21 protein-coding genes are annotated in these 23405 nt (G+C 62.2%); 4 read left to right on the forward strand and 17 right to left on the reverse strand.

The genetic code is table 11. The annotated features are described in order from the left end of the window. Nucleotides 1–17 precede the first annotated feature (17 nt). From sdhD to A9404_RS08870, 4 genes are all read right to left on the reverse strand, one after another. The gene (sdhD, locus tag A9404_RS08855; protein ID WP_066100424.1) at nt 18–368 is read right to left on the reverse strand and encodes a succinate dehydrogenase, hydrophobic membrane anchor protein; all 351 of its coding nucleotides are present in this window, start codon (nt 366–368) and stop codon (nt 18–20) included. Then, nucleotides 362–736, reverse strand: a complete 375-nt coding sequence (sdhC, locus tag A9404_RS08860; protein WP_197490324.1) for a succinate dehydrogenase, cytochrome b556 subunit — start codon at nt 734–736, stop codon at nt 362–364. The genes sdhD and sdhC overlap by 7 nt, the downstream gene beginning before the upstream one ends. 114 nt (nt 737–850) lie before the next feature. Then, a complete protein-coding gene (locus tag A9404_RS08865) occupies nt 851–1597 on the reverse strand; it encodes a GntR family transcriptional regulator (protein ID WP_066100430.1) in 747 nt (248 codons plus the stop codon). 96 nt (nt 1598–1693) lie between these two features. Then, on the reverse strand, nt 1694–2248 hold the full coding sequence (locus A9404_RS08870; RefSeq protein ID WP_066100436.1) for a cupin domain-containing protein: 555 nt from the start codon (nt 2246–2248) through the stop codon (nt 1694–1696). A gap of 165 nt (nt 2249–2413) precedes the next feature. Between A9404_RS08870 and A9404_RS08875 the strand changes: the two genes are divergently transcribed. The 3 genes from A9404_RS08875 (at nt 2414) to A9404_RS08885 (ending at nt 6050) form a co-directional block, all read left to right on the forward strand. Continuing rightward, a complete protein-coding gene (locus A9404_RS08875) occupies nt 2414–3847 on the forward strand; it encodes an aspartate aminotransferase family protein (protein WP_066100439.1) in 1434 nt (477 codons plus the stop codon). Continuing rightward, on the forward strand, nt 3844–5349 hold the full coding sequence (locus tag A9404_RS08880; RefSeq protein ID WP_066100442.1) for a CoA-acylating methylmalonate-semialdehyde dehydrogenase: 1506 nt from the start codon (nt 3844–3846) through the stop codon (nt 5347–5349). Before A9404_RS08875 ends, A9404_RS08880 begins: the two co-directional genes overlap by 4 nt. A gap of 179 nt (nt 5350–5528) precedes the next feature. Continuing rightward, a complete protein-coding gene (locus A9404_RS08885; protein ID WP_066100445.1) occupies nt 5529–6050 on the forward strand; it encodes an FUSC family protein in 522 nt (173 codons plus the stop codon). 63 nt (nt 6051–6113) lie between these two features. On the opposite strand, the gene A9404_RS08890 is transcribed toward A9404_RS08885, so the two are convergent. From A9404_RS08890 to A9404_RS08945, 12 genes are all read right to left on the reverse strand, one after another. Further along, complete coding sequence (locus tag A9404_RS08890; protein WP_066100448.1) at nt 6114–6455, reverse strand: DMT family transporter; 342 nt, start codon at nt 6453–6455, stop codon at nt 6114–6116. A gap of 18 nt (nt 6456–6473) precedes the next feature. After that, on the reverse strand, nt 6474–7838 hold the full coding sequence (gene glnT, locus A9404_RS08895; protein WP_066100451.1) for a type III glutamate--ammonia ligase: 1365 nt from the start codon (nt 7836–7838) through the stop codon (nt 6474–6476). 2 nt (nt 7839–7840) lie between these two features. Further along, nucleotides 7841–9133, reverse strand: coding sequence for a 4-aminobutyrate--2-oxoglutarate transaminase (gene gabT / locus A9404_RS08900; RefSeq protein ID WP_066100454.1), 1293 nt, complete (start codon nt 9131–9133; stop codon nt 7841–7843). Nucleotides 9134–9155: 22 nt separating this feature from the next. Beyond that, entirely contained in the window at nt 9156–10643 is a 1488-nt protein-coding gene (locus tag A9404_RS08905) for an aldehyde dehydrogenase (RefSeq protein WP_066100457.1), read from the reverse strand. A 108-nt stretch (nt 10644–10751) separates the two neighbouring features. Next, nucleotides 10752–12215: an NAD-dependent succinate-semialdehyde dehydrogenase gene (locus A9404_RS08910; protein ID WP_066100460.1), complete on the reverse strand. Its 1464-nt coding sequence runs from the start codon at nt 12213–12215 to the stop codon at nt 10752–10754. Nucleotides 12216–12406: 191 nt separating this feature from the next. Then, on the reverse strand, nt 12407–13243 hold the full coding sequence (locus A9404_RS08915; protein ID WP_066100463.1) for an ABC transporter permease: 837 nt from the start codon (nt 13241–13243) through the stop codon (nt 12407–12409). Continuing rightward, entirely contained in the window at nt 13240–14154 is a 915-nt protein-coding gene (locus A9404_RS08920) for an ABC transporter permease subunit (RefSeq protein WP_066100465.1), read from the reverse strand. The genes A9404_RS08915 and A9404_RS08920 overlap by 4 nt, the downstream gene beginning before the upstream one ends. Before the next feature lie 10 nt (nt 14155–14164). Next, nucleotides 14165–15277, reverse strand: coding sequence for an ABC transporter ATP-binding protein (locus A9404_RS08925; RefSeq protein ID WP_066100467.1), 1113 nt, complete (start codon nt 15275–15277; stop codon nt 14165–14167). 107 nt (nt 15278–15384) lie between these two features. Next, nucleotides 15385–16503, reverse strand: coding sequence for a polyamine ABC transporter substrate-binding protein (locus A9404_RS08930; RefSeq protein WP_066100470.1), 1119 nt, complete (start codon nt 16501–16503; stop codon nt 15385–15387). A 132-nt stretch (nt 16504–16635) separates the two neighbouring features. Further along, nucleotides 16636–18060, reverse strand: a complete 1425-nt coding sequence (locus A9404_RS08935) for an aspartate aminotransferase family protein (protein ID WP_082922862.1) — start codon at nt 18058–18060, stop codon at nt 16636–16638. Nucleotides 18061–18071: 11 nt separating this feature from the next. Continuing rightward, nucleotides 18072–19442 carry a glutamine synthetase family protein gene (locus A9404_RS08940; protein WP_066100475.1) on the reverse strand — a complete coding sequence of 457 codons (1371 nt, stop codon included), beginning with the start codon at nt 19440–19442 and terminating at the stop codon, nt 18072–18074. Nucleotides 19443–19476: 34 nt separating this feature from the next. Then, on the reverse strand, nt 19477–20241 hold the full coding sequence (locus A9404_RS08945) for a gamma-glutamyl-gamma-aminobutyrate hydrolase family protein (protein WP_066100478.1): 765 nt from the start codon (nt 20239–20241) through the stop codon (nt 19477–19479). 251 nt (nt 20242–20492) lie between these two features. Between A9404_RS08945 and pdxR the strand changes: the two genes are divergently transcribed. Beyond that, nucleotides 20493–21989 (forward strand): MocR-like pyridoxine biosynthesis transcription factor PdxR, encoded by a 1497-nt coding sequence (gene pdxR / locus A9404_RS08950; RefSeq protein WP_082923031.1) that lies wholly within the window; start codon nt 20493–20495, stop codon nt 21987–21989. A 56-nt stretch (nt 21990–22045) separates the two neighbouring features. Here pdxR and A9404_RS08955 read toward each other — a convergent pair whose 3' ends face one another. After that, complete coding sequence (locus tag A9404_RS08955) at nt 22046–23353, reverse strand: NAD(P)/FAD-dependent oxidoreductase (RefSeq protein ID WP_197490325.1); 1308 nt, start codon at nt 23351–23353, stop codon at nt 22046–22048. Nucleotides 23354–23405: the final 52 nt, after the last annotated feature.

The raw sequence follows: 23405 nt of genomic DNA on the forward strand, positions 1-23405 counted from the left end.
TCCCATGGGCGCCGTCGTCATGCCGCACCCCACAAAATCTGCACCGCCCATGCGCCGTAGGCGGCCAGGGCCAGAATCACCAGCGTGTGCAGGCCAAGCCGCACCAGCGTGGGATGCACGTAATCCATGAAGATGTCCCGCATGCCCACCCAGGCGTGGAGCAGCAGGCTCAACACGAAGAGCAGGGTGAACAGGCGAACGGGCAGGCTGTGGAACATCGCTTGCCAGCCCGCATATTGCCCGACGGGATGCAGCAGCAGATAACCGGCGACGAACAGGGTGTAGACGATCATCACGACGGCGCAGAGCCGCTGAATCAGCCAATCCTTGATGCCGTACCGGGCACCGCTGGGCACGCGATTTACCATAGCCACACCCCGATCAGCAGGGTCAAACCGATGCTGACGACCAGCACCAGCTTCGCCGTGAGGCGCGCCTGCGCCAGATGCACCCCGATATCCAGATCCAGGGCCAGATAGCGCAACCCCATGAAGAAATGATGCAGATAGGCCCAGAACACGATCAGCAGCGCGAGCTTCGCCACGGGTGCGGCAAACCACGAGCGTACCGTGGCAAAACCTTCGGCCGAACTCAGGGACATCTGCAGCACGTACAGCAGAAAGGGGATCAACAGAAACAGAAATGCCCCGCTGATGCGATGCATGATCGAGACGATGCCCGGCAGAGGCAGCCGGATCTTGAGCAGATTGAGGGATACCGGACGAGACGTTGCCACGATCAGGCCCCCATCCTTGGCATTGGCCATCCGACCAACGCGATCACGCCCGGGGTCGCCTGGCGACAAACCGGGAAATCAGTGGAGCAGGGCATCGCGTGATACATGGCAGTCCTAGTTCAGTTCATCAAAGTAATAGTGGTTTTCCGTGTTCACGTAGCTCATGCGCCATTCGACCGGCTGATTCTTGTAGGTGAACGCCACGCGCTCGATGGCCAATAGCGGCATCCCTTCCATCACGCCCAGCAAGCCCGCCACCCGCGCATCCGCCAGCGTGGCGCGGATGCGCTCCTCCGCCGAGATGATGCGAATCTGGTACTGCGTCTCGTACAACGAATACAAGGTGCCTCGATAGGCGTTCACATGCTCCTCGACCATCGCGCTGGAAATGCCCTTCAGCAGCGCGGCCGGGAGTCGGATATCGTCGTACACCACGGCATTGCCGGACAGATTCAGGATCCGCTGGATCTGCACCAGTGCGCTGCCGCTGCGAACACCCAGCCGTCGGGCTACTGCCGCATCGGCCTTGCCGCGACCGAAGCCGATAAAGTCGCTTTGCGGATAAGCCTGCTCGCCGGCCAGATTGCGCAGGTGCAGGAAGCGATAGCTCGTGCCATCGTCCGTATGGGTCGCCACGAAAGTGCCCCGCCCCTGGCGGCGCACCAGCATGTTTTCCGCCACCAGTTCGTTGATCGCCTTGCGCACCGTACCCTGACTGACGCCATAACGCCGCGCCAGCGCCATTTCGCTGGGAATCATGGCGCCGGGCTGCCACTCCCCGTCGGAAAGGCTCCGCGTGATCAGCCGCTTGATCTGCTCATACAACGGCAAAAAGCTGGGGGTCTGCTGCTTGGTTATCATCGCGAAAAAGTATATATCACATCTTTTCGGCGCGTCCATAGGTCTTATATAAGACATAAGATAACGCGCCCACGGAGATGCGCGCCGAATCGACCATCAGAACGATGGCGGACTGCAGGAACTGACGAGGGTACAGGGCTCCTTGCCCACATTGCGGAAACGATGCGGTTGCCGGCTGTTGAAGTAGTAGGCGTCGCCCGCCTTGAGCACGCGCGTCGCCTCGCCCACGGTCACCTCCAGCTGACCGGACAGGATGACGCCCCCTTCTTCCCCTTCGTGATGGAGCATGTTCAGGCCGGTATCCGCCCCCACATCGTAGTGTTCGAACAGAATCTGCAGTGCATGCCCCGCGCGGGCCGAGCCGATCTGCCGATAGGAAATTCCGTCCCCGCCACTGATCTCGGTCAACTCGGCGGCCCGATAGAAGATGTCGCTTTCCGCGGGGGGCAATTCGTCGGAGAAGAACTCCGCCAGCGTCATCGGAATACCGGCAAGAATACGCTTGAGTGCGCTCACCGAGGGACTGGTTCGTCCCGATTCGATCAATGAGATCGTGGCGTGTGCCACCCCCGTCCGCTTGGCCAAAGCTCGCTGCGACAGTTGGTGCCGCAAACGCACCAACCGCAACCGAAAACCGACGTCTTGTTCCATGGTTTCTCCCCAGATTCTGCATGGCTGTTATAAGTGTTAAAAAAACGATAACACAAAGCCACCACCGAGCCATTAAATCAGCCAGTTAAATAGATAAAAATACAGTCTTGACGACAGATAATGAACACCCCGACACTCGCCGCATCTCCAACCGAGGAATGCACCGTGTCCGACCTGCCCAATCTCGATCATTACTGGCTGCCCTTTACCGCCAACCGCCAGTTCAAAAGCATGCCGCGCCTGTTCAAGGCCGCGAAAGGCAACTACTACACCACCATTGACGACCGCACGCTGCTGGATGGCACCGCCGGCCTGTGGTGCGTCGCCGCCGGCCATGGCCGCGAAGAAATCGCCAGCAGCGTGGCGCACCAGTTGCGCACCCTGGACTATGCGCCCGCCTTCCAGAACAGCCATCCTCTGGCCTTCGAGGCTGCCGAGCGCCTGGCCCAATACATGCCGCCCGGCCTCGATCGCATTTTCTTCACCGGGTCCGGTTCGGAATCCGCCGACACGGCCCTGAAGATCGCGCTGGCCTATCACCGGATCACCGGCAACCCGCTGCGCAACAAGCTGATCGGACGCGAACGCGGCTATCACGGCGTCAACTTCGGCGGCCTCGCCGTCGGGGGCATCGCGGGCAACCGCAAGGCCTTCGGCAACGGTCTGCCCGGCGTCGACCACATCCGTCATACCCTGGACATCGGCCTCAATGCCTTCACCCGCGGCCTGCCGCAGGACGGCGGCATCGCCCTGGCCAACGAATTCGAACAGCGCATCACGACCCTGCACGACCCCGCCACCATCGCCGCACTGATCGTAGAGCCCATGCAGGGCTCGGCGGGCGTGCTGCTGCCGCCGGTGGGATATCTCAAACGCCTGCGCGAGATCTGCGACAAGCACGGCATTCTGCTGATCTTCGACGAAGTCATCACCGGTTTCGGGCGGCTTGGCACCCGATTCGCCGCCGACTACTTCGGCGTGACACCCGACATCATCACCTGCGCCAAGGCCCTGACCAATGGTGCCGTGCCGATGGGCGCCGTTGCGGTGAAACGGGAAATCCACGACGCGTTCATGGCCAACAGCCCGGCGGGCGGCATCGAACTACCCCACGGCTATACGTACACCGCGCACCCGGTCGCCTGTGCAGCAGCCCTCGCTACGCTGGACATCTTCGCCAGCGAAAAACTCGAGGACCGTGCCGCCGGCCTGAGTGCGCACTTCGAGCAGGCCGCGCACAGCCTCAAGGGCCTGCCGTTCGTGAAGGACATTCGCAACATCGGTCTCGTCGCGGGCATCGAACTGGAATCGATTCCGGGCAAGCCCGGCGCAGCCGCCTTTGCCACTTATCTCAAATGCTACGAAATGGGCGTACTGGTGCGCTACACCGGCGACATTCTCGCCATTTCGCCGCCGCTGACCATCGAGAAGGACGAGATCGATCGCCTGTTTGGCACCATCGGCGAAGCACTCACAACACTGGCAGCCGAGGGCGAAGCAGGCCTGGACCCCACCCGTTATCTGAAGAACGAACAGCAGTGGGCAGCGCATCAACAGGAAATTCATCAACAACAAGCGACCTTGGAGCAAACCGCATGACCGCCCCGGAACAGATCATCGGCCATTACATCGACGGACAGCTTTTCGCCGGCAGCGGCGAGCGGAAGGGCGACGTGTACAACCCGGCCACCGGCCGGATTCAATCCCAGGTCCGGTTCGCCACAGCAGCGGAGGTCCATCAAGCCATCGCCGCCGCGGCACAGGCCTTTCCCGCCTGGTCCGAAACCTCGCCACTGAAGCGGGCACGGGTCATGTTCAAGTTCAAGGAACTGCTCGAGCAGAACAGCGATGCCCTGGCGCGCGCCATCACGCTCGAGCACGGCAAGACCCTGAGCGATGCCCAGGGGGAAATCATCCGCGGTCTCGAAGTGGTCGAGTTTGCCTGCGGCATGCCGCATCTGCTCAAGGGTGAGTTCAGCGATCAGGTAGGCACGGGCATCGATACCCATAGCCTGCGCCAGCCCCTGGGTGTCGTAGCCGGGATCACCCCGTTCAATTTCCCGGTCATGGTGCCGTTGTGGATGATCCCGATGGCCCTGACCGCCGGCAACACCTTCGTCCTGAAACCCTCTGAACGCGACCCCAGCGCCAGCCTGATGCTGGCCGACCTGCTCGCCCAGGCCGGGCTGCCGGCGGGCGTCTTCAACGTCGTGCAGGGCGACAAGCTGGCCGTGGACACCCTGCTGACCGACAAGCGGGTACAGGCAATCAGTTTTGTCGGCTCGACGCCGATCGCCGAATACATCTACACCACGGGCACGGCAAACGGCAAACGGGTACAGGCACTGGGTGGCGCGAAGAACCATCTCGTGGTCATGCCCGACGCCGACCTGGATCAGGTGGTCGATGCCCTCATCGGTGCCGGCTTCGGCTCGGCGGGCGAACGGTGCATGGCCATTACCGTGGCGGTGGCCGTCGGCGGCGTGGGCGACGCGCTTGTCGCCAAGCTCGCGGAAAAGGCGCGCGACATCCGGGTCGGTCAAGGCCTGGACGCCGACGTGGACATGGGACCGCTCGTCACCCCGCAACACTTTGCCAAAGTCAAATCCTACGTGGACACGGGGGTGGCGGAAGGCGCGGATCTCGTGGTCGACGGCCGGGACTTCTCCCTGGCCGGCCATGAGGACGGATTCTTCATCGGCCCCTGCCTGTTCGATCACGTCACCCCGGACATGACAATCTACAAGGAAGAGATCTTCGGCCCGGTTCTGTCCGTGATGCACGTCGACGACTTCGAAAGCGCCCTGCAGCTGGTCAACGATCACGAATACGGCAACGGCACCGCGATCTTCACCCGCGACGGCGGCGTGGCGCGGGCGTTTTCCCGACGGGTACAGGCCGGCATGGTGGGCGTGAACGTGCCGATTCCCGTGCCGATCGCCTTCCACAGCTTCGGCGGCTGGAAGCGCTCCCTGTTCGGCGATCACCACATCTATGGACCGGAAGGCGTCCGCTTCTATACCCGCCTGAAAACCACCACCACGCGCTGGCCGGCAGGCGCACGGGTTGCCGCCGAGTTCGTCATGCCCACCATGAAATAAGTCGGCATGAAGTAAGTCGACGTGCGTATCCGCCGTCTGCCCGAGGTGCTCGGGCGGGCGGCGTTTTTGATGAGGCACGAAAGATTGAACCGCGTCCCTGTATCAGGCCAAGACACGCCCCCGGTCATTGGCCCGAGCCGCTGTCTGTCCGGGGGCATTCCGCATCGAGGTGTCCGTCCATGATTGGTTTTGCCTCCAGCCGGGTCGCGGCTCAGATCACCCTCGTCTCCGTGGCGTCCTATCTGGCCGGTTTCTATTTCACCGAGCTGTTTCACGCCGCTTCGGCCAGCCTGGGCGGACTCTGGTCCTCGGTCTCCGCCATCGTCGTGCTCCAGGCGACGCAGCGCGATACCTTGTCCTCGGCCTATCTGCGCATCTTCGGCTCGCTCATCGGCGCGATCACCAGCGCTGCCTATCTGTCCGTGCTGCCGTTCAGCCCGCTCGGTATGGCTGTATCGATCTTTCTGACCGTGCTCGTCTGTCACGCCATCCGGATTCCCGACCATGCCCGGCTGGCCGCGATCACGGTGGTCGTGATCATGGTAATCACCAGCATCGACCCGACCCTGAACCCGCTGCGCAATGCCGGATTGCGATTCAGCGAGGCCTTTATCGGCGCGGCGTTGGCGGTGATCGCCGCCCTGCTGTGGCCGGGCGCCAAGGAAATGCCCCGTTCCCCGATGCCCGGGACCCAGGACTGAGAGCCCAGAACCAAGGACAAGGGCCATGGGAGGAATGCGCCACAAGTGGCGCTGTTGCTCGACTCAGTCGAGAGACGTGTGCGAAAACAGGTTGATCACGACCACCCCGGCCAGAATCAGGCCGATGCCGACCATGGCCGGTGTATCCAGCATCTGCTTGAAGAAGACGGCGCCGATTATGGCAAGCAGCACCATGCCGACCCCCGACCAGACGGCATAGACCACACCGACCGGAATGGTCTTCAGCGTGAGGGAGAGGAGATAGAACGACAGGGCATAGCTGACGACCACCAGCACGGAGGGCCAGAAACGCGTGAAGCCTTCCGCCGATTTGAGCGCACTGGTGCCGATGACCTCGGTGACGATGGCGATGCCCAGATAGAGCCAGTACAGGGATGCTTTCATCGTCTTCCCGTCAGGCCCTTACGGCCAGGTCAGGTAGCGCTGATATTCCCAGTCGCTGACCGACCGGCAATAGTCGACCCAGACCATGCGCATGGTGTCGATGAATCCGCCGACGAATGCCGCCCCCAGCGCGCCGACAAGCACGTCGTCCGCTGCCAGCGCATCCAAAGCATCGCCCAGCGTTTGCGGCAGGGTCGCCACGCCCCGCTCGGCAAACTGCGCGTCGGGCCAGGCGTAGAGATCCTCGTCGTTGGGGGCGGGCGCTTGCATGCCCTGCGTGACGCCATCCAGCATGGCGGCGATGGCGGAAGCCAGTGCCAGATAGATGTTGCAACTACCGTCCGTCAGTCGGAATTCGACCCGCCCGCCGGTCGTACGGAGCACCGAGGTGCGGTTGTTGTCGCCCCAGGCGATGTGCGCCGGCGCCCAGCTCGTGCCGGAACGGGATCGCCCCACCACCAGCCGCTTGTAGGAATTCACGCTGGGCGCGTGGAATGCCGTCAGTGCCCGCGCGTGGGCAAGGAGCCCCGCGACGCACTGCCGGCCCGTTTCGGAGAGGCCATGGGAATCGTCGGCATCCGCCATCACCGCCCGCCCCGTCTCGTCCCGTAACGACAGATGCAGGTGCAGGCCGTTGCCGGGTCGGTCGGCGAAGGGCTTGGGCATCATGCTGAAGATCAGCCCTGCATCCTCGGCGATGTGATGCGCCGCCATCTTGAACAGCACGAACCGATCGGCGGCCGTGAGCGCATCGCTGTAGTGATAGTTGAGTTCGAATTGACCGCTGGCGTCCTCGTGATCGATCTGGAAGACGTCGAACCCGCAGGTTTCCAGATCCTGCATCATCCGGTGCAGCACGTCGCTGACCCGCGCCATGACCTTGAGATCGTAGGACGGTTTATCCAGCGCATCCGCCGGATCGGCCGGCACCGGTCGCCCGGCGGCATCCTGATGGAAGAGACAGAACTCCGGTTCGATACCGACGTTCAGGGTCCAGCCGCGCTCGGCCAATCGCGCCAACTGACGACGCAGCAGGTAACGCGCGCACCAGTCATGGGGTTCGTCGAGGACCTCGCCCTCGCAGACGATGCGGGCATACCCCGGCATCCAGGGCAGCGCCTTCAGGGTCGAAAGATCGCCGCGACCATAGAACTCGGCGCGGGGGCCATGACGCGGCAGACCGGTCCCGTCGATGGACGGCGAGCCGAATCCGGCACCCGGCGAGACGATATCCGCCAGGTGGGCTAGCGGTATGTAGGTCCCCTTTGCCGCGCCGTGGATGTCGACGAACTGGGCAATTACGGTATGCACGCCCGCAGCCGCCATGCGTTGGTGGGCCTCGGCCACCGCCGTCTCGGAAACACGTTCCAACGAGGTACTCATGATCAGGCCTCGGCCAGCGCGCGGTCGAGAATGTCCAGCGCCTCGTCGAACACCGCATCTTCGATTGTCAGCGGATAGAGGAACCGCACCACGTTACCGTACACGCCGCAGCTGAGAAGAATCAGGCCGGCCTTGAGCGCCGCCTGCTGAACCCGTTTGACGGCATCGGGTGAAGGTGCTCCGGTGGCCGGATCGAAGAACTCGGCGGCGATCATCGAACCCAGTCCGCGCACTTCCTTCAGGGCGGGCACGTTGGCCTGGGCGGCGGTCAGGCGTGCCGTCAACTTTTCGCCCAGCCGATTGGCACGGGCCACCAGCTGTTCCTGTTCCATGACATCGATCACGGCATGCGCGGCGGCGATCGCCAGCGGATTGCCGGCATAAGTGCCGCCGAGCCCGCCCGGCGCCGGCGCATCCATCACCTCGGCCTTGCCGCAGACGGCGGACAACGTCATGCCGCCCGCCATGCTCTTGGCTAGGGTCATGATGTCCGGCAGTACGTCATAGTGCTCGGTCGCGAACAGCTTGCCGGTACGGCCAAAACCGGTCTGCACCTCGTCGAAGATCAGCAGGATGCCGTGCTCGTCGCAGACCTGACGCAGGCCGCGCAGCAGTTCCGGCGGCGCGACGTAGAACCCGCCTTCGCCCTGCACCGGTTCGATGATGATCGCGGCCACCCGCTTCGCTTCGATGTCGGCCTTGAACAAGGTCTGTAGCGCATTCAGCGAATCCGCGACCGTCACGCCGTGCACATCCATCGGGAACGGCAGGTGATACACCTCGGAGGGGAACGGCCCAAAACCGACCTTGTAGGGCACGACCTTGCCCGTCAGGGCACAGCCCATCATCGTCCGACCGTGAAAGCCGCCGGAAAACGCGATCAGACCCGGGCGTCCGGTATGGGCGCGAGCGATTTTCACCGCATTCTCGACCGCCTCGGCACCGCTGGAGAAGAACGCGGTCTTCTTGGCATGATCGCCCGGCGTCAATGCATTGATACGCTCGGCCAGTCGCACGTAACTTTCATAGGGCAGCACCTGATAGCAGGTGTGGGTGAAGCGCTTGAGCTGATCCTCGATCGCAGCCACGAGCGCCGGGTGCCGGTGCCCGGTGTTCAGTACGGCGATGCCGCCGGCGAAATCGATGTAGCGATTGCCCTCGATGTCCCAGACCTCGGCGTTCAAGGCCCGATCGACGTAGAAGCCGGCCATGACGCCGACCCCGCGGGGCGTGGCGGCGAGCCGCCGCTCATGCAGACTGGCGTTGTTGATGGGCGTGGATTGTTCTTGGCTCATGTCATCTTCCTTTCCCGCCGGTTCAGGCGAGGCTGATCCAGGTCGTTTTGAGTTCGGTGTACTTTTCCAGCGCGTGCAATGACTTGTCGCGACCGTTGCCGGACTGCTTGTAGCCGCCGAACGGCACGGTGATGTCGTCCTCGTCGTAACAATTCACGTGCACCGTGCCCGCCCGCAAGGCGCGCGCCACGAGATGGGCGCGGGAAATGTCGCGGGTCCACACGGCGGCGGCCAGACCGTAGCTCGTGTCGTTGGCGATGCGGATGGCCTCTTCCTCGGTATCGAAGGTGATGATCGACAGAACCGGCCCGAAGATTTCCTCGCTGGCGATGATCATCTCGTTGGTCACGCCGTCGAAGATGGTCGGTGCCACGTAGAATCCGCCGGTTTCCGTGCGGACGCGCTCGCCGCCGCAGCAGAGCGTGGCACCCTGGCTCTTGCCCGACTCGATGTACCGAAGCACGTTCTCCATCTGGACCTGGTCGACCAGCGCGCCCATCTTCGTGTCCGGATCAAGGGGATCGCCCGGCATGTGGTTCGGCGAATACTGCTTCAGTTTCTCGACGAATTCGTCGCGGATCGATCGCTCGACCAGCAGGCGGGACGGCGCATTGCAGCTCTCGCCCTGGTTGTAGAAGATCGACCCGGCCGCCGCGGCGACGGCGCGATCCAGATCCGGGCAGTCGGCGAACACGATGTTGGGCGACTTGCCACCCAGCTCGCACCAAGCCCGCTTGAGGTTGCTCTCGCCCGCCATGACCTGGATCTTCTTGCCCACAGCCGTCGAACCGGTGAAGGCGATGCAGTCCACATCACCATGCAGGGCCAGGGGCGAACCCGCCTCGGGACCGAACCCCGGCACCACGTTCAGCACCCCGACCGGAATGCCGGCCTCCAGAGCCAGTTCGCCCAGGCGCAGCGCCGTCAGCGGCGATTTTTCCGAGGGCTTGAGAATCACGCTGTTACCCGCCGCCAGGGCCGGGGCGATTTTCCAGGAAGCCATCAGCAGGGGATAGTTCCAGGGCACGATGGCCGCCACGACGCCCATGGGCTCGCGGGTGATCAGCGCCAGCGTGTCGCCGTGGGTCGGCGCGATTTCGTCGTAGACTTTATCGATCGCCTCGCCGTACCAGCGCAGGGTATTGGCCGTCGCGGGCACGTCCGTCGCCATGCTGGCCGAAATCGGCTTGCCCATGTCCAGGGTTTCCAGCAGCGCCAGTTCTTCCCGGTGAGCCATGACGAGGTCGGCAAACCGGATCATCGTGCGCTTCCGATCCCCCGGCGACAGGCCTGCCCAGCGCCGATCCTCGAAGGCCGCCCGGGCCGAGGCGACGGCGCGATCCACATCCGCCGCCCGACACCGCGCCACGTCCGCCAGCTTGCGGCCGTCGACCGGGGAAATACTCTCGAACGTGCCGCCGTCGGCGGCTGCCACGCGTTGTCCGTCGATCCATGCGCGACCGTCTACCGTCAATGCCGCTGCGCGGGCATGCCAATCGATCGTGTTCATTTCATCACCTCGTGTTTTCTGCGCTGTTGCGCGCTGCTCAGCTTCATGGATTTTTCATGAAAGCTTCAGGTTAGGGCCGGCCCGATGGCCGGCTGAGATTACCGGCCGCTAGGACAAACCGGCCATCGCGACATATTTGATTTCCAGGTATTCATCGATCCCGTGATGCGAACCCTCGCGGCCGAGACCGGATTGCTTCACACCACCGAAGGGCGCCACCTCGTTGGAGAAGATGCCGGTATTCACACCGACCATGCCGTACTCGAGGGCCTCTGCGACCCGCCAGATCCGACCGATGTCGCGGCTGAAGAAGTACGAGGCCAATCCGAACTCGGTGCGGTTGGCCAGTTCGATCACTTCATCATCGGTCTTGAAGCGGAACAGCGGGGCGACCGGTCCGAAGGTCTCCTCGCGGAACACCATGGCTTCCGGGCTGACGTCGGCCAGCACCGTCGGCTCGTAGAACGTGCCGCCCAACGCATGAGGCTTGCCGCCGGTGACCAGACGCGCGCCCTTGGCGATCGCGTCGCCCACGTGACTTTCCACTTTCGCCAGGGCCGCCGCGTCGATGAGCGGGCCTTGGGTGACGCCTTCGGCAAAGCCGTCACCCACCTGGAGTTCAGCGACGCGATCGGCCAGTTTCTGGGCGAAGGCATCGAACACGCCGTCCTGCACGAACAGTCGGTTGGCGCAGACGCAGGTCTGGCCGGCATTGCGGTATTTGCTGGCGATGGCGCCTTCCACGGCGGCATCCAGATCCGCATCGTCGAACACGATGAATGGCGCGTTGCCGCCCAGTTCCAGCGACAGCTTCTTGATGGTGTCCGCACTCTGGCGCATCAGGATCCGGCCAACCTCGGTCGAACCGGTGAAGGAGAGCTTGGTCACCACCGGGCTCTCGCAGATGGCGCCGCCGATCTGTACCGGATCGCCGGTGATTACCTGGAACACGCCGCCCGGGATACCGGCTTCCTCGGCCAGGACGGCCAGTGCGAAGGCCGATAGCGGTGTCTGTTCGGCCGGCTTCACGATCATCGAACAACCGGCTGCCAGGGCCGGTGCCGCCTTGCGGGTGATCATCGCGGTGGGGAAATTCCAGGGGGTGATGGCCGCCGTCACGCCGATCGGCTGCTTCAGGACCACGAGGCGCCGATCGCCCTGCGGCGCGGGGATCACCTCGCCGTAGACCCGCTTGGCCTCCTCGGCAAACCACTCGATAAAGCTGGCGCCGTAGGCGATTTCGCCGCGCGCTTCCGCCAGAGGCTTGCCCTGCTCGGCGGTGAGAATCCGCGCCAGATCGTCCTGATGCTGCATGATCAAGGCAAACCAGGTCTTCAGCCGCGCCGAGCGCTCCTTGGCCGTCAGGGCACGCCATTGCTTTTGCGCGACGGCCGCGGCAGCGATGGCACGCTCCGTTTCCGCTCGTCCCATCAGGGGGGCTTCGGCAATCGTGGCCCCCGTAGCCGGGTTCTTGATCGTCAGGGTGGCGCCGGAATCCGCGCCGACCCATTCGCCCGCCAGCCAGGCAACGCCTTGCTTGAGGAGCGCGGGATGATTCAATGGGATCGACATAACTTCTCCAGTATTGCTGTCAGCGTCGCACGCAGGCTCGCTGTCGGTTTTCATGAAATCGGGATGTGAACATCCCGCAACCTGGGAACCCCCAGGTCGTCAAACGGATCTTGTGGTTGTTTTTTCCGTCCCCCGGACATTTGGGGGGCGGCCCGTCTATTCTGTGTCGCTCGATGCGCGTCCGCTTCGGATCAGCTTCGCGACGACTGTCCGTATGCTTCGGAGATTTCACGCTGGCGTCTTTTCTGCGATCGCAGCTGATACAGGCTGGAGGCGATGACCCCGATGCTCACCACGACGATGATGATCGTGGCGACCGCATTGATCGAAGGGTCCAGCCCCAACCGCGCCCGGGAGAAGATCACCAGCGGCAAGGTCGTCGAACCCGGGCCGGACAGGAACGCCGCGACCACTACGTCATCGAACGACAGCGTAAAGGTCAACAGGAAGGCCGACACCAGCGCCGATGCGATCAGGGGCAACGTGACCAGCATGAATACCTGGAACGGTTTGCAACCCAGGTCCATGGCGGCCTCTTCCAATCGGCGATCGATTTCCCGCAGTCGGGAAATAATCACCACGGTGGCGAAGGACGTACCGATCAGCGCATGACCCAGCAGAATCGTGGGGATGCCCCGTTCCGGAAAGCCCAGCCACTTCTGCAGCGCCACCAGCATCAGCAGCAGCGAGATGCCCACGATCACGTCCGGCATCACCAGCGGCGCATTCGCCATGGAGGACAACAGGGTCCGCCCCTTGAACCGACCATAACGGACGAGCACGAATGCCGTGAAGGTCCCGAAAATCACCGACAGGATCCCACTCATGAAGGCCAGTTTGAGCGAGATGATGAGACCGTCGATCAGTTCTCGATCATGGGCGGCATCCACGTACCACTTGAAGGTAAACCCCGTCCACACCGTACTCAGGCGCGAGTCGTTGAACGAATAAACGACCAGCGTGACGATGGGGATGTACAGGAAGATGAATACGGCGATCAGCCAGGATCGACCAAACAGGTTTTTCATGACTTTTCTCCGACCTTGGTTTCATCGTTGTAGCGATTGAACAAGGCCATTGGCACGATGATGAGCAGAATCATCACGATGGTCACGGCAGACGCCATCGGCCAATCGTTGTTGCTGAAGAACTCGTCCCACAGGACCCGGGCGATCATGAGCGTCCTCGCGCCGCCGAGCAGCTCGGGAATCACGTATTCGCCGAAGGCCGGAATGAACACCAGTAGGGACCCGGCGATGATGCCGCGCTTGGAGAGCGGTACCGTCACCAGCCAGAAGGTTTTCAGCGGGCTCGCACCGAGATCCGCCGATGCCTCGAGCAGCCTTTCGTCCAGCTTCACCAACGTTGCATAGAGCGGCAGCACCATGAAGGGCAGATAGGCGTACACCATGCCAATGGTCAGCGAGAACGAGGTATGCATCATGTGGATCGGCGTCGCGAGCCAGCCCAGGTTCATGAGGGTGGTGTTCACCACGCCGTTGTCCGCCAGCAGCGCCTTCCAGGCGTAGATGCGCAGCAGGAACGAGGTCCAGAACGGCAGCATGACCAGCATCAGCAGCATCGGCCGCAGATGGGACGGTGCCCGGGCGATGAAATAGGCGAACGGATACCCCAGCGCCAGACAGTACAGCGTCGTCATCGCGGCGTACTTCACCGAGGACAAGTACGTGTTGAAGTAGAGGGAATCGTCACCCAGGTACAGGTAGTTGCCGAAATTGAATTTCAGCGTCAGCTCGTCGTCGGACCACTGCCAGAGGCTCGATACCGACGTGATGTTCATGTGGGCCAGACTGATGTCCAGCACGATCAGCAACGGCAGGGCAGCCAGGGCGAACAGCCACACCATCGGCACGCCGATCACCAGCGTGCGTGCCGTGAACAGATTACGGAACCGGGATAGTACGGTACTAGCGCGCATGATCTCCCCCTTACTCGGTCAGAACGACCATGGCGTCGCGGGTCCAATGGGCGTACACATGATCGCCCCAGGTCAGGTCATCCGCCGCCTTCCGCGTCAGATTGGACTGCTGCACCTTGAGGATCATGCCCGTGGGCAACTTGATGTGATAGGTGGAATGCGCCCCGAAATAGGCGATCTCGACCACCTCGCCGGCGCACCAATTGTATTCGTCCGCCGGCCGCTCCCGGGTCAGCTGGATTTTCTCGGGACGCAGTACCACGGCGACCTCCATGCCGGGCGAGCCGGTAATGCCATGACCGACGTAATGCATGCATTCCGCACAGCGCACGGTAATGTGGTCGGGCTCGTCCTCGACCACGGTGCCCTCGAAGATGTTCACGTTGCCGATGAAGCTGGCGACAAAACGGCTATTGGGCGTTTCGTAGATCTCGTCCGGCGTACCGACCTGCAGGAGCGAGCCTTCGTCCATGACCGCAATGCTGCAGGCCATGGTCATGGCCTCTTCCTGATCGTGCGTCACCAGCACGCAGGTCACGCCGACCTGCTCGATGATGTTCACGAGTTCGAACTGCGTGGTTTCCCGGAGCTTCTTGTCCAGAGCGCCCAGTGGTTCGTCGAGCAGAAGCAGGGTCGGGCGTTTCGCCAGGCTCCGTGCCAGGGCGACGCGCTGTTGCTGACCGCCCGACAACTGATGCGGCTTGCGCTTGCCATATTTGGACAGCTGGACCAGATTGAGCATGGCATCGACGCGCTCGGCGAGTTCGCCCTTGCGAAGGCCGTCGCGCCGCAGGCCGAAGGCCACGTTGTCCCAAACGCTCAGGTGCGGAAACAGCGCATAGGACTGGAACATCATGTTGACCGGACGCTGGTACGGCGTCAGATCGGTAATATCCTGACCCGACAGGTAAATCCGACCGCTGGTCGGGGTCTCGAATCCGGCCAGCATCCGCAACAGGGTCGATTTGCCGCAGCCCGAGCTGCCGACGAGGGCGTAGATCTTGCCCTTGGGAACGGTCAACGAGACATTGTCGACGGCCTTGACGACACCGTCGAAAACCTTGCTGACACCTTCGATTCGCAACAAAACATCGGGGTCCGTATTGGCTGTTACCGGCGCCATACCAATCTCCTCATGGGGGGTTCTTCTTCTCGATCCAATGGGCAAACACCTGCCCTTTGGATCGAGAAGCGCTCCGCGCAGGATCGGCGCGGAGCGAGTGGACTAGATCAAGAACCTGTCTTGAACTTGGTGTACAGGCGGGTCATCAGACGACGGGTTTCGCTGTTGACGGCCTTCGGGGTCACCAGTTTCTTCAGGTTTTCCTCAGACAGGAAGACAGTCTTGTTGTTGGCTACGCTCGGATCGACATACGGCAGCGAATCCTTGTTCGGGTTGGCGTACAGAACCGCATTGGTCAGAGACGCGTCGACCTTCGGCTGGAGAATGTAGTTCATCCACTTGAGCGCGTTTTCCGGGTGCGGGGCATCGGCCGGAATCGCCATGCTGTCGAAGAAGGCCAGACCACCGTTTTCCGGAATCAGGACCTGGATTTTCTGACCGTTCTTGCTGTCGACGGCACGCTGCGCGGACTGGCTCATGTCGCCGGACCAGCCGAGAGACACGCACAGGGAACCGTTGGCCAGATCGTCGATGTAGCTGGAAGAGGAGAATTCCTTGATGTACGGACGGATCTTCTCGATTTTCTTGAAGGCCGCCTCGTAATCGGACTTCTTGTTGGAGAACGGATTCATGTTCATGGAATGCAGCGCTGCCGGCAGCACTTCATAGGCGGAGTCCAGAACGGAAATGCCGCAGGACTTCAGCTTGCTCGCATACTTCGGATCGAAGATCAGATCCCAGGCGCTCTTCGGCATCGGCGTGTCGCCCAGTGCCTTCTTGACCTTGTCGACGTTGATACCGACGGTGGTGTAGCCCCACAGCCAGTTCACGAGATGCTGGTTGCCCGGATCGACGGCGGCCAGTTTTTCGAGAATGGTCGGATCGATGTGCTTCCAGTTCGGCAGCTTGCTCTTGTCGAGCTTCTGGAACAGACCGCCCTTGATCTGAAGTTCGGCCCAGTTGGCGGAGGGTACGACGATGTCGTAGCCGGTGTGGCCGGCAACCAGCTTGGCATGCAGCGTTTCGTTGCTGTCGTAGTTGTCGTAGTGGACCTTGATGCCGGTTTCCTTTTCGAAATTCGAAATGGTGTCCGGTGCGATGTAATCGGACCAGTTGTAGATGTTGAGGACCTTTTCCTCTTCCGCACTGGCGATCGGCGCCAGGCCCGCGGCGAACGCGACGACGGCCATCCCGCCGAGCAATTGTTTCTTGAACAGTGATTTCATGCGAAGTTCTCCTTCAGGTTCATTAAGCAAGATTCGATAAATTCAACCAACACATCCAACCATGGGTCACATCCGCTGGCCGTTTCCGACAAACCTCTGCGATCCGATTACGCGCGTTTAACAATCATGCAGTCACCCCGCCGAGTGGCCTGCATCCATCCAGCCTCGCGACTGTATGTCCTTCAGGGTCGCATCCAGGCAAATGCGTACCCGCTTGATCAGTTCATCGATGTCCGATTTGGTGCAGACCAACGGTGGCGCGATGATCATCCGGTCACCCACGGCCCGCATCACCAGCCCGTTGGCGAAGCAATGATCCCGGCAAATCATGCCAACTTCCAACGACGAATCGAAGGGCGTCCTGCTTGCCTTGTCCTTCATCAGCACGAGGCCGCCCACCATGCCGAACGTTTCCGCGCCGGCGACCAGGGGATGCTCGGACAACGCGGCGAACTGTTCGGCCAGATAGGGGCCCGTTTCCTCGCGCACCCGATCCACCAGCCCCTCGCGCTCGATGATATCGAGATTGGCCAACGCCACCGCACAGGCCACCGGGTGACCGGAATAGGTGTAGCCATGATTGAATTCGCCCCCCTGTCCGATCACGACATCGGCCACCCGCTTGCCGACCACGACGCCGCCGAGCGGTATATACCCCGAAGTGACGCCCTTGGCAAAGGTGATCAGATCCGGCTTCGCGCCCATCATTTCGGCGCTGAACCAGGCGCCGAGACGTCCGAAGCCGCAGATCACCTCGTCGCAGATCAGCAGGATCCCGTACTTGTCGCAGATCCGCTGAATCTCCGGCCAATAGGTTTTCGGCGGGATGATCACGCCGCCCGCCCCTTGGACCGGCTCGCCAATGAAGGCTGCCACCTTCTCGGGACCGACCGCCAGAATCTTCTGCTCCAGCCAGCCGGCCGCCTCGATACCGAAGGCATCCCGATCCATGTCCGGTGCCAGCTCGAAGTGATAGGGCTGCTGGATATGCTCGATCCCCGGCACCATCGGACCACCCTGCGCATGCATGCCCGACATGCCGCCCAGGGCGGCGCCGCAGACGGTCGAGCCGTGATAGGCATTCTTCCGGCTGATGATGACATTGCGCTCCGGTTGACCAAGCGTTGCCCAATAATGGCGCACGAGACGCACATTGGTATCGTTGGATTCCGAACCGGAGGAGCTGAAGAACACATGGGAAAAACGCGCGCCTGCTAGGCCGACGATGCGCTCTGCCAGTTGGGCCGCCGGAAGGTTCGTCGTCTGGAAGAAACTGTTGTAATACGGGAGCACTTCCATCTGGCGCGCGGCCGCTTCCACCAGTTCCTGGCGCCCGTAGCCCACGTTGACACACCACAATCCGGACATGCCATCGAATATCTCGTTGTCCTCGGAATCCCAGACATAGACGCCTTTCCCACGGGTGATGACCCGTGCACCCTTGCCCGCCAGCGATTGATGATCCGTAAAGGGATGCATGTAGTGTGCCGAGTCCAGGGCCTGTACTTCACGGGTGGTTAGCGACATGGTGTTCTCCTCGTTCGTCGTCTGATTCATGGCTGTTCACGTCACACGTGCATCAACAGATGCTCGCGTTCCCAGGGACTGATGACCCGCATGAATTCCTCATGCTCGGTTTCCTTCACGGCGACGTAGACGTCGATGAAGTTGTCCCCGAGCACTTCGCGCAATGGCAGGGAGGCATCCAGCATGCGCAACGCCTCGGACAGACCGCGCGGTAACTGGTAATTCGCGTCGTAGGCACTCCCCGTCGTGACGGCACTGGGCGTCAGCTGTTCCTTGATGCCGAGGTAACCGCAGGCCAGGGTAACGGCCATCGCCAGATACGGGTTGGCGTCTGCGCCCACCACGCGGTTCTCGACGCGGCGCGCCTCGGCGTCCGAAATGGGCACCCGGATCCCGACGGTACGGTTGTCGTAGCCCCATTCGATATTGATGGGCGCGGCGCCGCCGCGGACGACCCGGCGATAGGAGTTGACGTAGGGCGCCAGCAACGCCATCGCCGATGGCAGGTACTTTTGCAGCCCGGCGATGTAGTGCTGGAACAGCGGGGACTCGGTCCCATCCGGATTGCTGAAGATGTTCAGCCCCGTCTTGGTATCCAGCACGCTTTGGTGGATGTGCATGGCCGATCCCGGCTCGTGGGCCATGGGCTTGGCCATGAACGTGGCATACATGTTGTGACGCAGCGCCACTTCGCGCAGGGTGCGTTTGAAGAAGAACACCTTGTCGGCGAGGATCATGGGTTCGTCGTGCAGGAAGTTGATTTCCATCTGACCTGCGCCGAATTCGTGGATCAGCGTATCGAGTTCCAGCCCCATGATGTCGCAGTATTCGTAGATGTCCTCGAACAGCGGGTCGAATTCGTTCACGGCATCGATGCTGTAGAGCTGACGGCTGGTCTCGGCGCGGCCGCTGCGGCCGATCGGCGGGACCAGCGGCTGGTTCGGATCGGTATTGCGCGCCAGCAGGTAGAACTCGAGTTCCGGTGCCACGATCGGCGTCCAACCCATCTGCTTGTACAGATCGGTGACCTTGCGCAGGACGTTGCGCGGGGCGAAATCCACGGGAGATCCGTCGTGGAACAGGCAATCCATGATGACCTGGGCGGTCGGATCCGCGGCCCAGGGCACGAGCCGCACCGTGCCCGGGTCCGGTACCAGCACCATGTCCTTGTCGGTGAAACCGAAGACGTTGTCGTACCCGCTGTGGTTTGCCGGCGCTTCGCCCGTCACCGTCACCCCGAGCACCTGCTCGGGCAGGCGCATGGCCCGTTCCTCGGTGAACTTCTCTCGCGGCAGGATCTTGCCGCGCGCCACGCCGGTGAGATCGGGCACCAGGCATTCGATTTCCGTGACACTGCGCTCGGCAAGCCACTGATCCATGTCGCGATGGGAAAAGTTTCTACGGTCGGTCATTTGAACGCTCCAAGAGTTCGATGATTCATTCGGCTCATGCTTCACGCTGCGCGACCCGGGCGCGGCACGCATCGCCGAAGGCACGGAATATTGCCAGATAGGGCGGGGTATTCAGCACGTTCCACTCGGGGTGCCACTGCACCGCCAGGGCAAAAGACTTGGCCCCGGCGATTCGTACGGCCTCGATAAGACCGTCGGGCGCATGGGCTTCGGCGACGAGCCCGGCACCCAGTCGATCAATGCCCTGGCCATGCAGGGAGTTGACCATGAATTCGCTGCAGCCGGTGATTTCCGCCAGCAGACCACCGGGCACCGTCGTCACCGGATGGACTTGGGCGTATTGCTCGCTCTGTTCGGGGCTGTCGGGCTCCCGGTGATCCGCCATGCCCGGCTGCTCGTGAACCGCCTGATGCAGGCTGCCGCCGAACGCCACGTTGATTTCCTGAAAGCCCCGGCAAATGCCCAGCAGGGGTACGCCCGCCTCGACCGCCGCGCCGATCAGCCGCAAGGTCAGGCCATCCCGCGCCGGATCGAGCGGTAATGCCGGATTCAGGACGTCCTGATCGAAATGCGACGGGTGCACGTTCGACACCGCGCCCGGCAGGAGGATGCCGTCGGCGCAGGCCAGCAGGGATTCGATATCACTGTCGGCACCCAGCGCCGGTGCGATGAGTGGCAACGCGGGTACGGCCTTGGCGACGGCGGCCACGTACTTGCCCCCGGCCACATGGAAGGACTGCTTATCGATCTGCCGATAATCCGCAGCCAGCAGAACGACAGGTTGACGGTTTTGACCCATGAATCGGACATCCTTTTTGAGCAATTGTCTTGATTGTTGCCGCGTCGATGATTGGCCCTAAGGGAGGCTCAACTATGAACTATCAAAGCACCAAAGTGGAACCAAAAAACGCACACAACTAAGACATTGTTTTACAAAAATATTTTTTGCAACTTATCAATGAATGGGTTTATTCTTGTCTCAATTTGGCAAACCAGCAAGAGCCAATTAAAGAATCTGCATGGAACCACTTATCCGGGGGGATGACCATTTTGGAATCACTGACCATCTCGGACTGGTTGCGCACCGAGCTCAAGCAAGGCCGATTCCCGCCCCGAATGCCCGCGCATCGCCGGGTCTACGAATCGATTCGCCGCGCCATCGCCAATGAGCACCTCACGCCAGGCACGCGCTTGCCCTCGACCCGAAGTCTTGCCCAGGACCTGGATTTGTCGCGCAATACGCTGCTGGCCGCCTTCGAGCAATTGCACGAAGAGGGCTATGTCGTGTCGCAGGTGGGCAGTGGTACCCGGGTTGCCGATACGCTGCCCGAGAGTTTCCTGGTCCTGGACGAGGCTCAGGCTCAGGGCGGCCAGGAGGCTGCCAAACGGCCCGCCATCCTCTCCCGGCGGGGCACAATGGCCGCAGGGCCGGTCGATCAGCCCAGTCATGAAGTCCAGCCATTCACACCGGGCGAGGATGATTTCTCGGCGTTTCCGACGCGACTCTGGCGACGCCTGCTGAACCGGCAGTGGCGCGATCCCCAGCCGGCCTATCTCGATTACGGCCATGCCGGGGGCCATTTGCCCCTGCGTCGCGCCATCGCCAATTACCTGCGCATGTCCCGTACGGTCAATCTGACGGTCGAACAGGTGCTGATCACGTCCGGTACGCAGCAATCCATCGATCTCTGCGCGCGCATGTTGACCGATGTCGGCGATCGGGTCTGGGTGGAAAGCCCCTGCTACTGGGGGGCGCGCCGGGTGCTGGAGGTGAATGGACTGGATCTGCACCCGGTGCCTGTCGATGACGAAGGCATGGCGCCGGGCAATCGCGACTTCCGCCGGCCGCCGCGCCTGATCTACACCACCCCATCCCATCAGTATCCGAAAGGGGTCGTGATGAGCTACGGCCGCCGTCGCCTTCTTCTGGACTATGCGGCGAGCCGCGGTGCCTGGATTCTGGAGGATGACTACGACAGCGAGTTCCGCTTCGAAGGGCGGCCGCTTTCTTCCCTGCAAGGCATGGATCAGAATGGCTGCGTGCTGTACATGGGTACGTTTTCCAAGGTGATGTACCCCGGCATCAAGCTCGGCTATATCGTCGTTCCCCCGGATCTGGCCGACAGCTTCAAACGCGGGTTGTACGAACTGCAGCGGCCCGGGCAAGTGGTCATCCAAGCGGCGCTGGCCGAGTTCATCGAGGAGGGCCATTTCTCGACCCATATCCGGCGATTGCGGCAAATCTACAAGGAACGGCGACAGTTGCTGCAGAAGGTCCTGGCACCGGTCGCCACCGTGGGTGCGCGGTTGCCGCCCGCGGGTTCGGGTCTGCATCTCGTGGTGGAATTGCCGGCCCACTGCGACGATGTCCGCGTCGCGGAACTGGCAGCAGAACAGGGTTTGCGGGTATACCCGCTCTCACTTTACGGCGTGGGCGAAAAACGCGAAAAGGGACTGATCGTCGGCTATGCCTATGCCGCAACCGAGCGCATCACGCCCTATGGCCGAATACTGGCCGACGTCATCCAGGCCGCACTGAGCAGCTAGACTGAGCAGCTAGACTGAACAACTCGGCCCGACGCGACCGGTGCCGATCGGCGCGATCAGCCCAGCGCGTCCCTTAGCCGATACCAGGCCATGCCCAGGACCAGGGCAGGCGTGCGCAGGAGCTTGCCGCCAAAGAAATCGTGATGCGGAATGCGGGCCATGAGATCCAGACGCTCCGCCTGGCCGGCAATGGCTTCCGCCACCATTTTTCCGGCCATACCGGTCAGTGCCACGCCATGGCCGGAGAATCCCTGAAGGTAATAGACGTTCGGCGCAATTCGGCCGAAATCCGGCGCGCGGTTCATGGTGATGTCCACAAAGCCGCCCCAGGCATAGGTGACCTTGGCTTCGGCGAGCAGGGGGAATACCAGCGCCATCCGCTTGCGCATGTCTTCCTTGAGATTGGGCGGGGTCATGGTGCTGTAGCTCACGCGGCCGCCGAACAACATCCGGTTGTCGGCGGAAAACCGGAAGTAGTCGAGCACGAAATTCGAATCGCATACCGCCGATTTCGTCGGAATCAATTGGGAAACCAATGCGGGGTCCAGGGGTTCGGTCCCCACGATATAGGTGCCGACCGGCATGATTCGCCGGGCGAGTTTGGGGGCCATTTTAGGGGCTACTTCCGGGAGGTAGATGTTGCCGGCCAGAACGACATAGCGCGCCTTGACGCTGCCCCTGTCGGTCGTGAGCACGGCCGGCTCGCCTCGGCTCAGCGTCCGTGCCGGGGTATGTTCGCAGATGCGCACGCCCAGTGCCTGGGCCGCCCGGGCCAGTCCCAAGGTGTAGTTCAGCGGATGCAGGTGCCCGGATCGCCGGTCGTGGTAACCGCTATGAAAGCGCGGACTGTCGATCCAGCGATGCAGATTCTCCGACTCGATCCATTCGGCATCGGTATCGTACTGATAGCGTTTGGCCATGGTCTCGTACCAGTCCCGGAGGGCCGCGCCCTTGCGGGCCCCGACCGCCACGCCAAGAAAACCATCCACCAGATCGCAGTCGATATCAAACCGCTTGACCCGTTCCCGCACCAGATCAAGCGCCTCGATCGTGATATCCCAGGCCTGTTTGGCGGCATCGAACCCCAGGGACTTCTCGATGACGGACTGATCGCAGGCCAGACCGGCAATGATCTGGCCGCCATTCCTGCCGCTTGCGCCCCATCCGACGGTTTCCGCCTCGAGCACAATCACCGAATAACCGCGATCCGCGAGTTCGATTGCGGCCGACAGGCCTGCCAGACCGGCACCGACAATACAGACGTCCGCTTCCGCGTCGCCATCGAGCGGCGGGTGAATGGCATGGGCATGGGCCGATGCCGTGTAGTAGGAGTTCTGGATCAGCTTCTGTTCGCGGGCAAGCATATCGATTTCCGTTCAGTGGCCGTTCCGTGGCCGATCAGTGGCCGATCAGTGG

Source organism: Halothiobacillus diazotrophicus (assembly GCF_001663815.1).
Taxonomy (GTDB): Bacteria; Pseudomonadota; Gammaproteobacteria; order Halothiobacillales; family Halothiobacillaceae; genus Halothiobacillus; species Halothiobacillus diazotrophicus.

What these genes read in the sequence shown, in the direction of transcription:
- A9404_RS08930 (WP_066100470.1), bottom strand. Translation starts at nt 16,503, where the DNA reads ATGAAATCACTGTTCAAGAAACAATTGCTCGGCGGGATGGCCGTCGTC.
- A9404_RS08910 (WP_066100460.1), bottom strand. Translation starts at nt 12,215, where the DNA reads ATGTCGATCCCATTGAATCATCCCGCGCTCCTCAAGCAAGGCGTTGCC.
- A9404_RS08905 (WP_066100457.1), bottom strand. Translation starts at nt 10,643, where the DNA reads ATGAACACGATCGATTGGCATGCCCGCGCAGCGGCATTGACGGTAGAC.
- A9404_RS08880 (WP_066100442.1), top strand. Translation starts at nt 3,844, where the DNA reads ATGACCGCCCCGGAACAGATCATCGGCCATTACATCGACGGACAGCTT.
- A9404_RS08885 (WP_066100445.1), top strand. Translation starts at nt 5,529, where the DNA reads ATGATTGGTTTTGCCTCCAGCCGGGTCGCGGCTCAGATCACCCTCGTC.
- A9404_RS08940 (WP_066100475.1), bottom strand. Translation starts at nt 19,442, where the DNA reads ATGACCGACCGTAGAAACTTTTCCCATCGCGACATGGATCAGTGGCTT.
- A9404_RS08890 (WP_066100448.1), bottom strand. Translation starts at nt 6,455, where the DNA reads ATGAAAGCATCCCTGTACTGGCTCTATCTGGGCATCGCCATCGTCACC.
- A9404_RS08865 (WP_066100430.1), bottom strand. Translation starts at nt 1,597, where the DNA reads ATGATAACCAAGCAGCAGACCCCCAGCTTTTTGCCGTTGTATGAGCAG.
- A9404_RS08870 (WP_066100436.1), bottom strand. Translation starts at nt 2,248, where the DNA reads ATGGAACAAGACGTCGGTTTTCGGTTGCGGTTGGTGCGTTTGCGGCAC.
- glnT (WP_066100451.1), bottom strand. Translation starts at nt 7,838, where the DNA reads ATGAGTACCTCGTTGGAACGTGTTTCCGAGACGGCGGTGGCCGAGGCC.
- A9404_RS08925 (WP_066100467.1), bottom strand. Translation starts at nt 15,277, where the DNA reads ATGGCGCCGGTAACAGCCAATACGGACCCCGATGTTTTGTTGCGAATC.
- sdhD (WP_066100424.1), bottom strand. Translation starts at nt 368, where the DNA reads ATGGTAAATCGCGTGCCCAGCGGTGCCCGGTACGGCATCAAGGATTGG.
- gabT (WP_066100454.1), bottom strand. Translation starts at nt 9,133, where the DNA reads ATGAGCCAAGAACAATCCACGCCCATCAACAACGCCAGTCTGCATGAG.
- A9404_RS08945 (WP_066100478.1), bottom strand. Translation starts at nt 20,241, where the DNA reads ATGGGTCAAAACCGTCAACCTGTCGTTCTGCTGGCTGCGGATTATCGG.
- A9404_RS08915 (WP_066100463.1), bottom strand. Translation starts at nt 13,243, where the DNA reads ATGAAAAACCTGTTTGGTCGATCCTGGCTGATCGCCGTATTCATCTTC.
- A9404_RS08935 (WP_082922862.1), bottom strand. Translation starts at nt 18,060, where the DNA reads ATGAATCAGACGACGAACGAGGAGAACACCATGTCGCTAACCACCCGT.
- A9404_RS08955 (WP_197490325.1), bottom strand. Translation starts at nt 23,353, where the DNA reads ATGCTTGCCCGCGAACAGAAGCTGATCCAGAACTCCTACTACACGGCA.
- A9404_RS08920 (WP_066100465.1), bottom strand. Translation starts at nt 14,154, where the DNA reads ATGCGCGCTAGTACCGTACTATCCCGGTTCCGTAATCTGTTCACGGCA.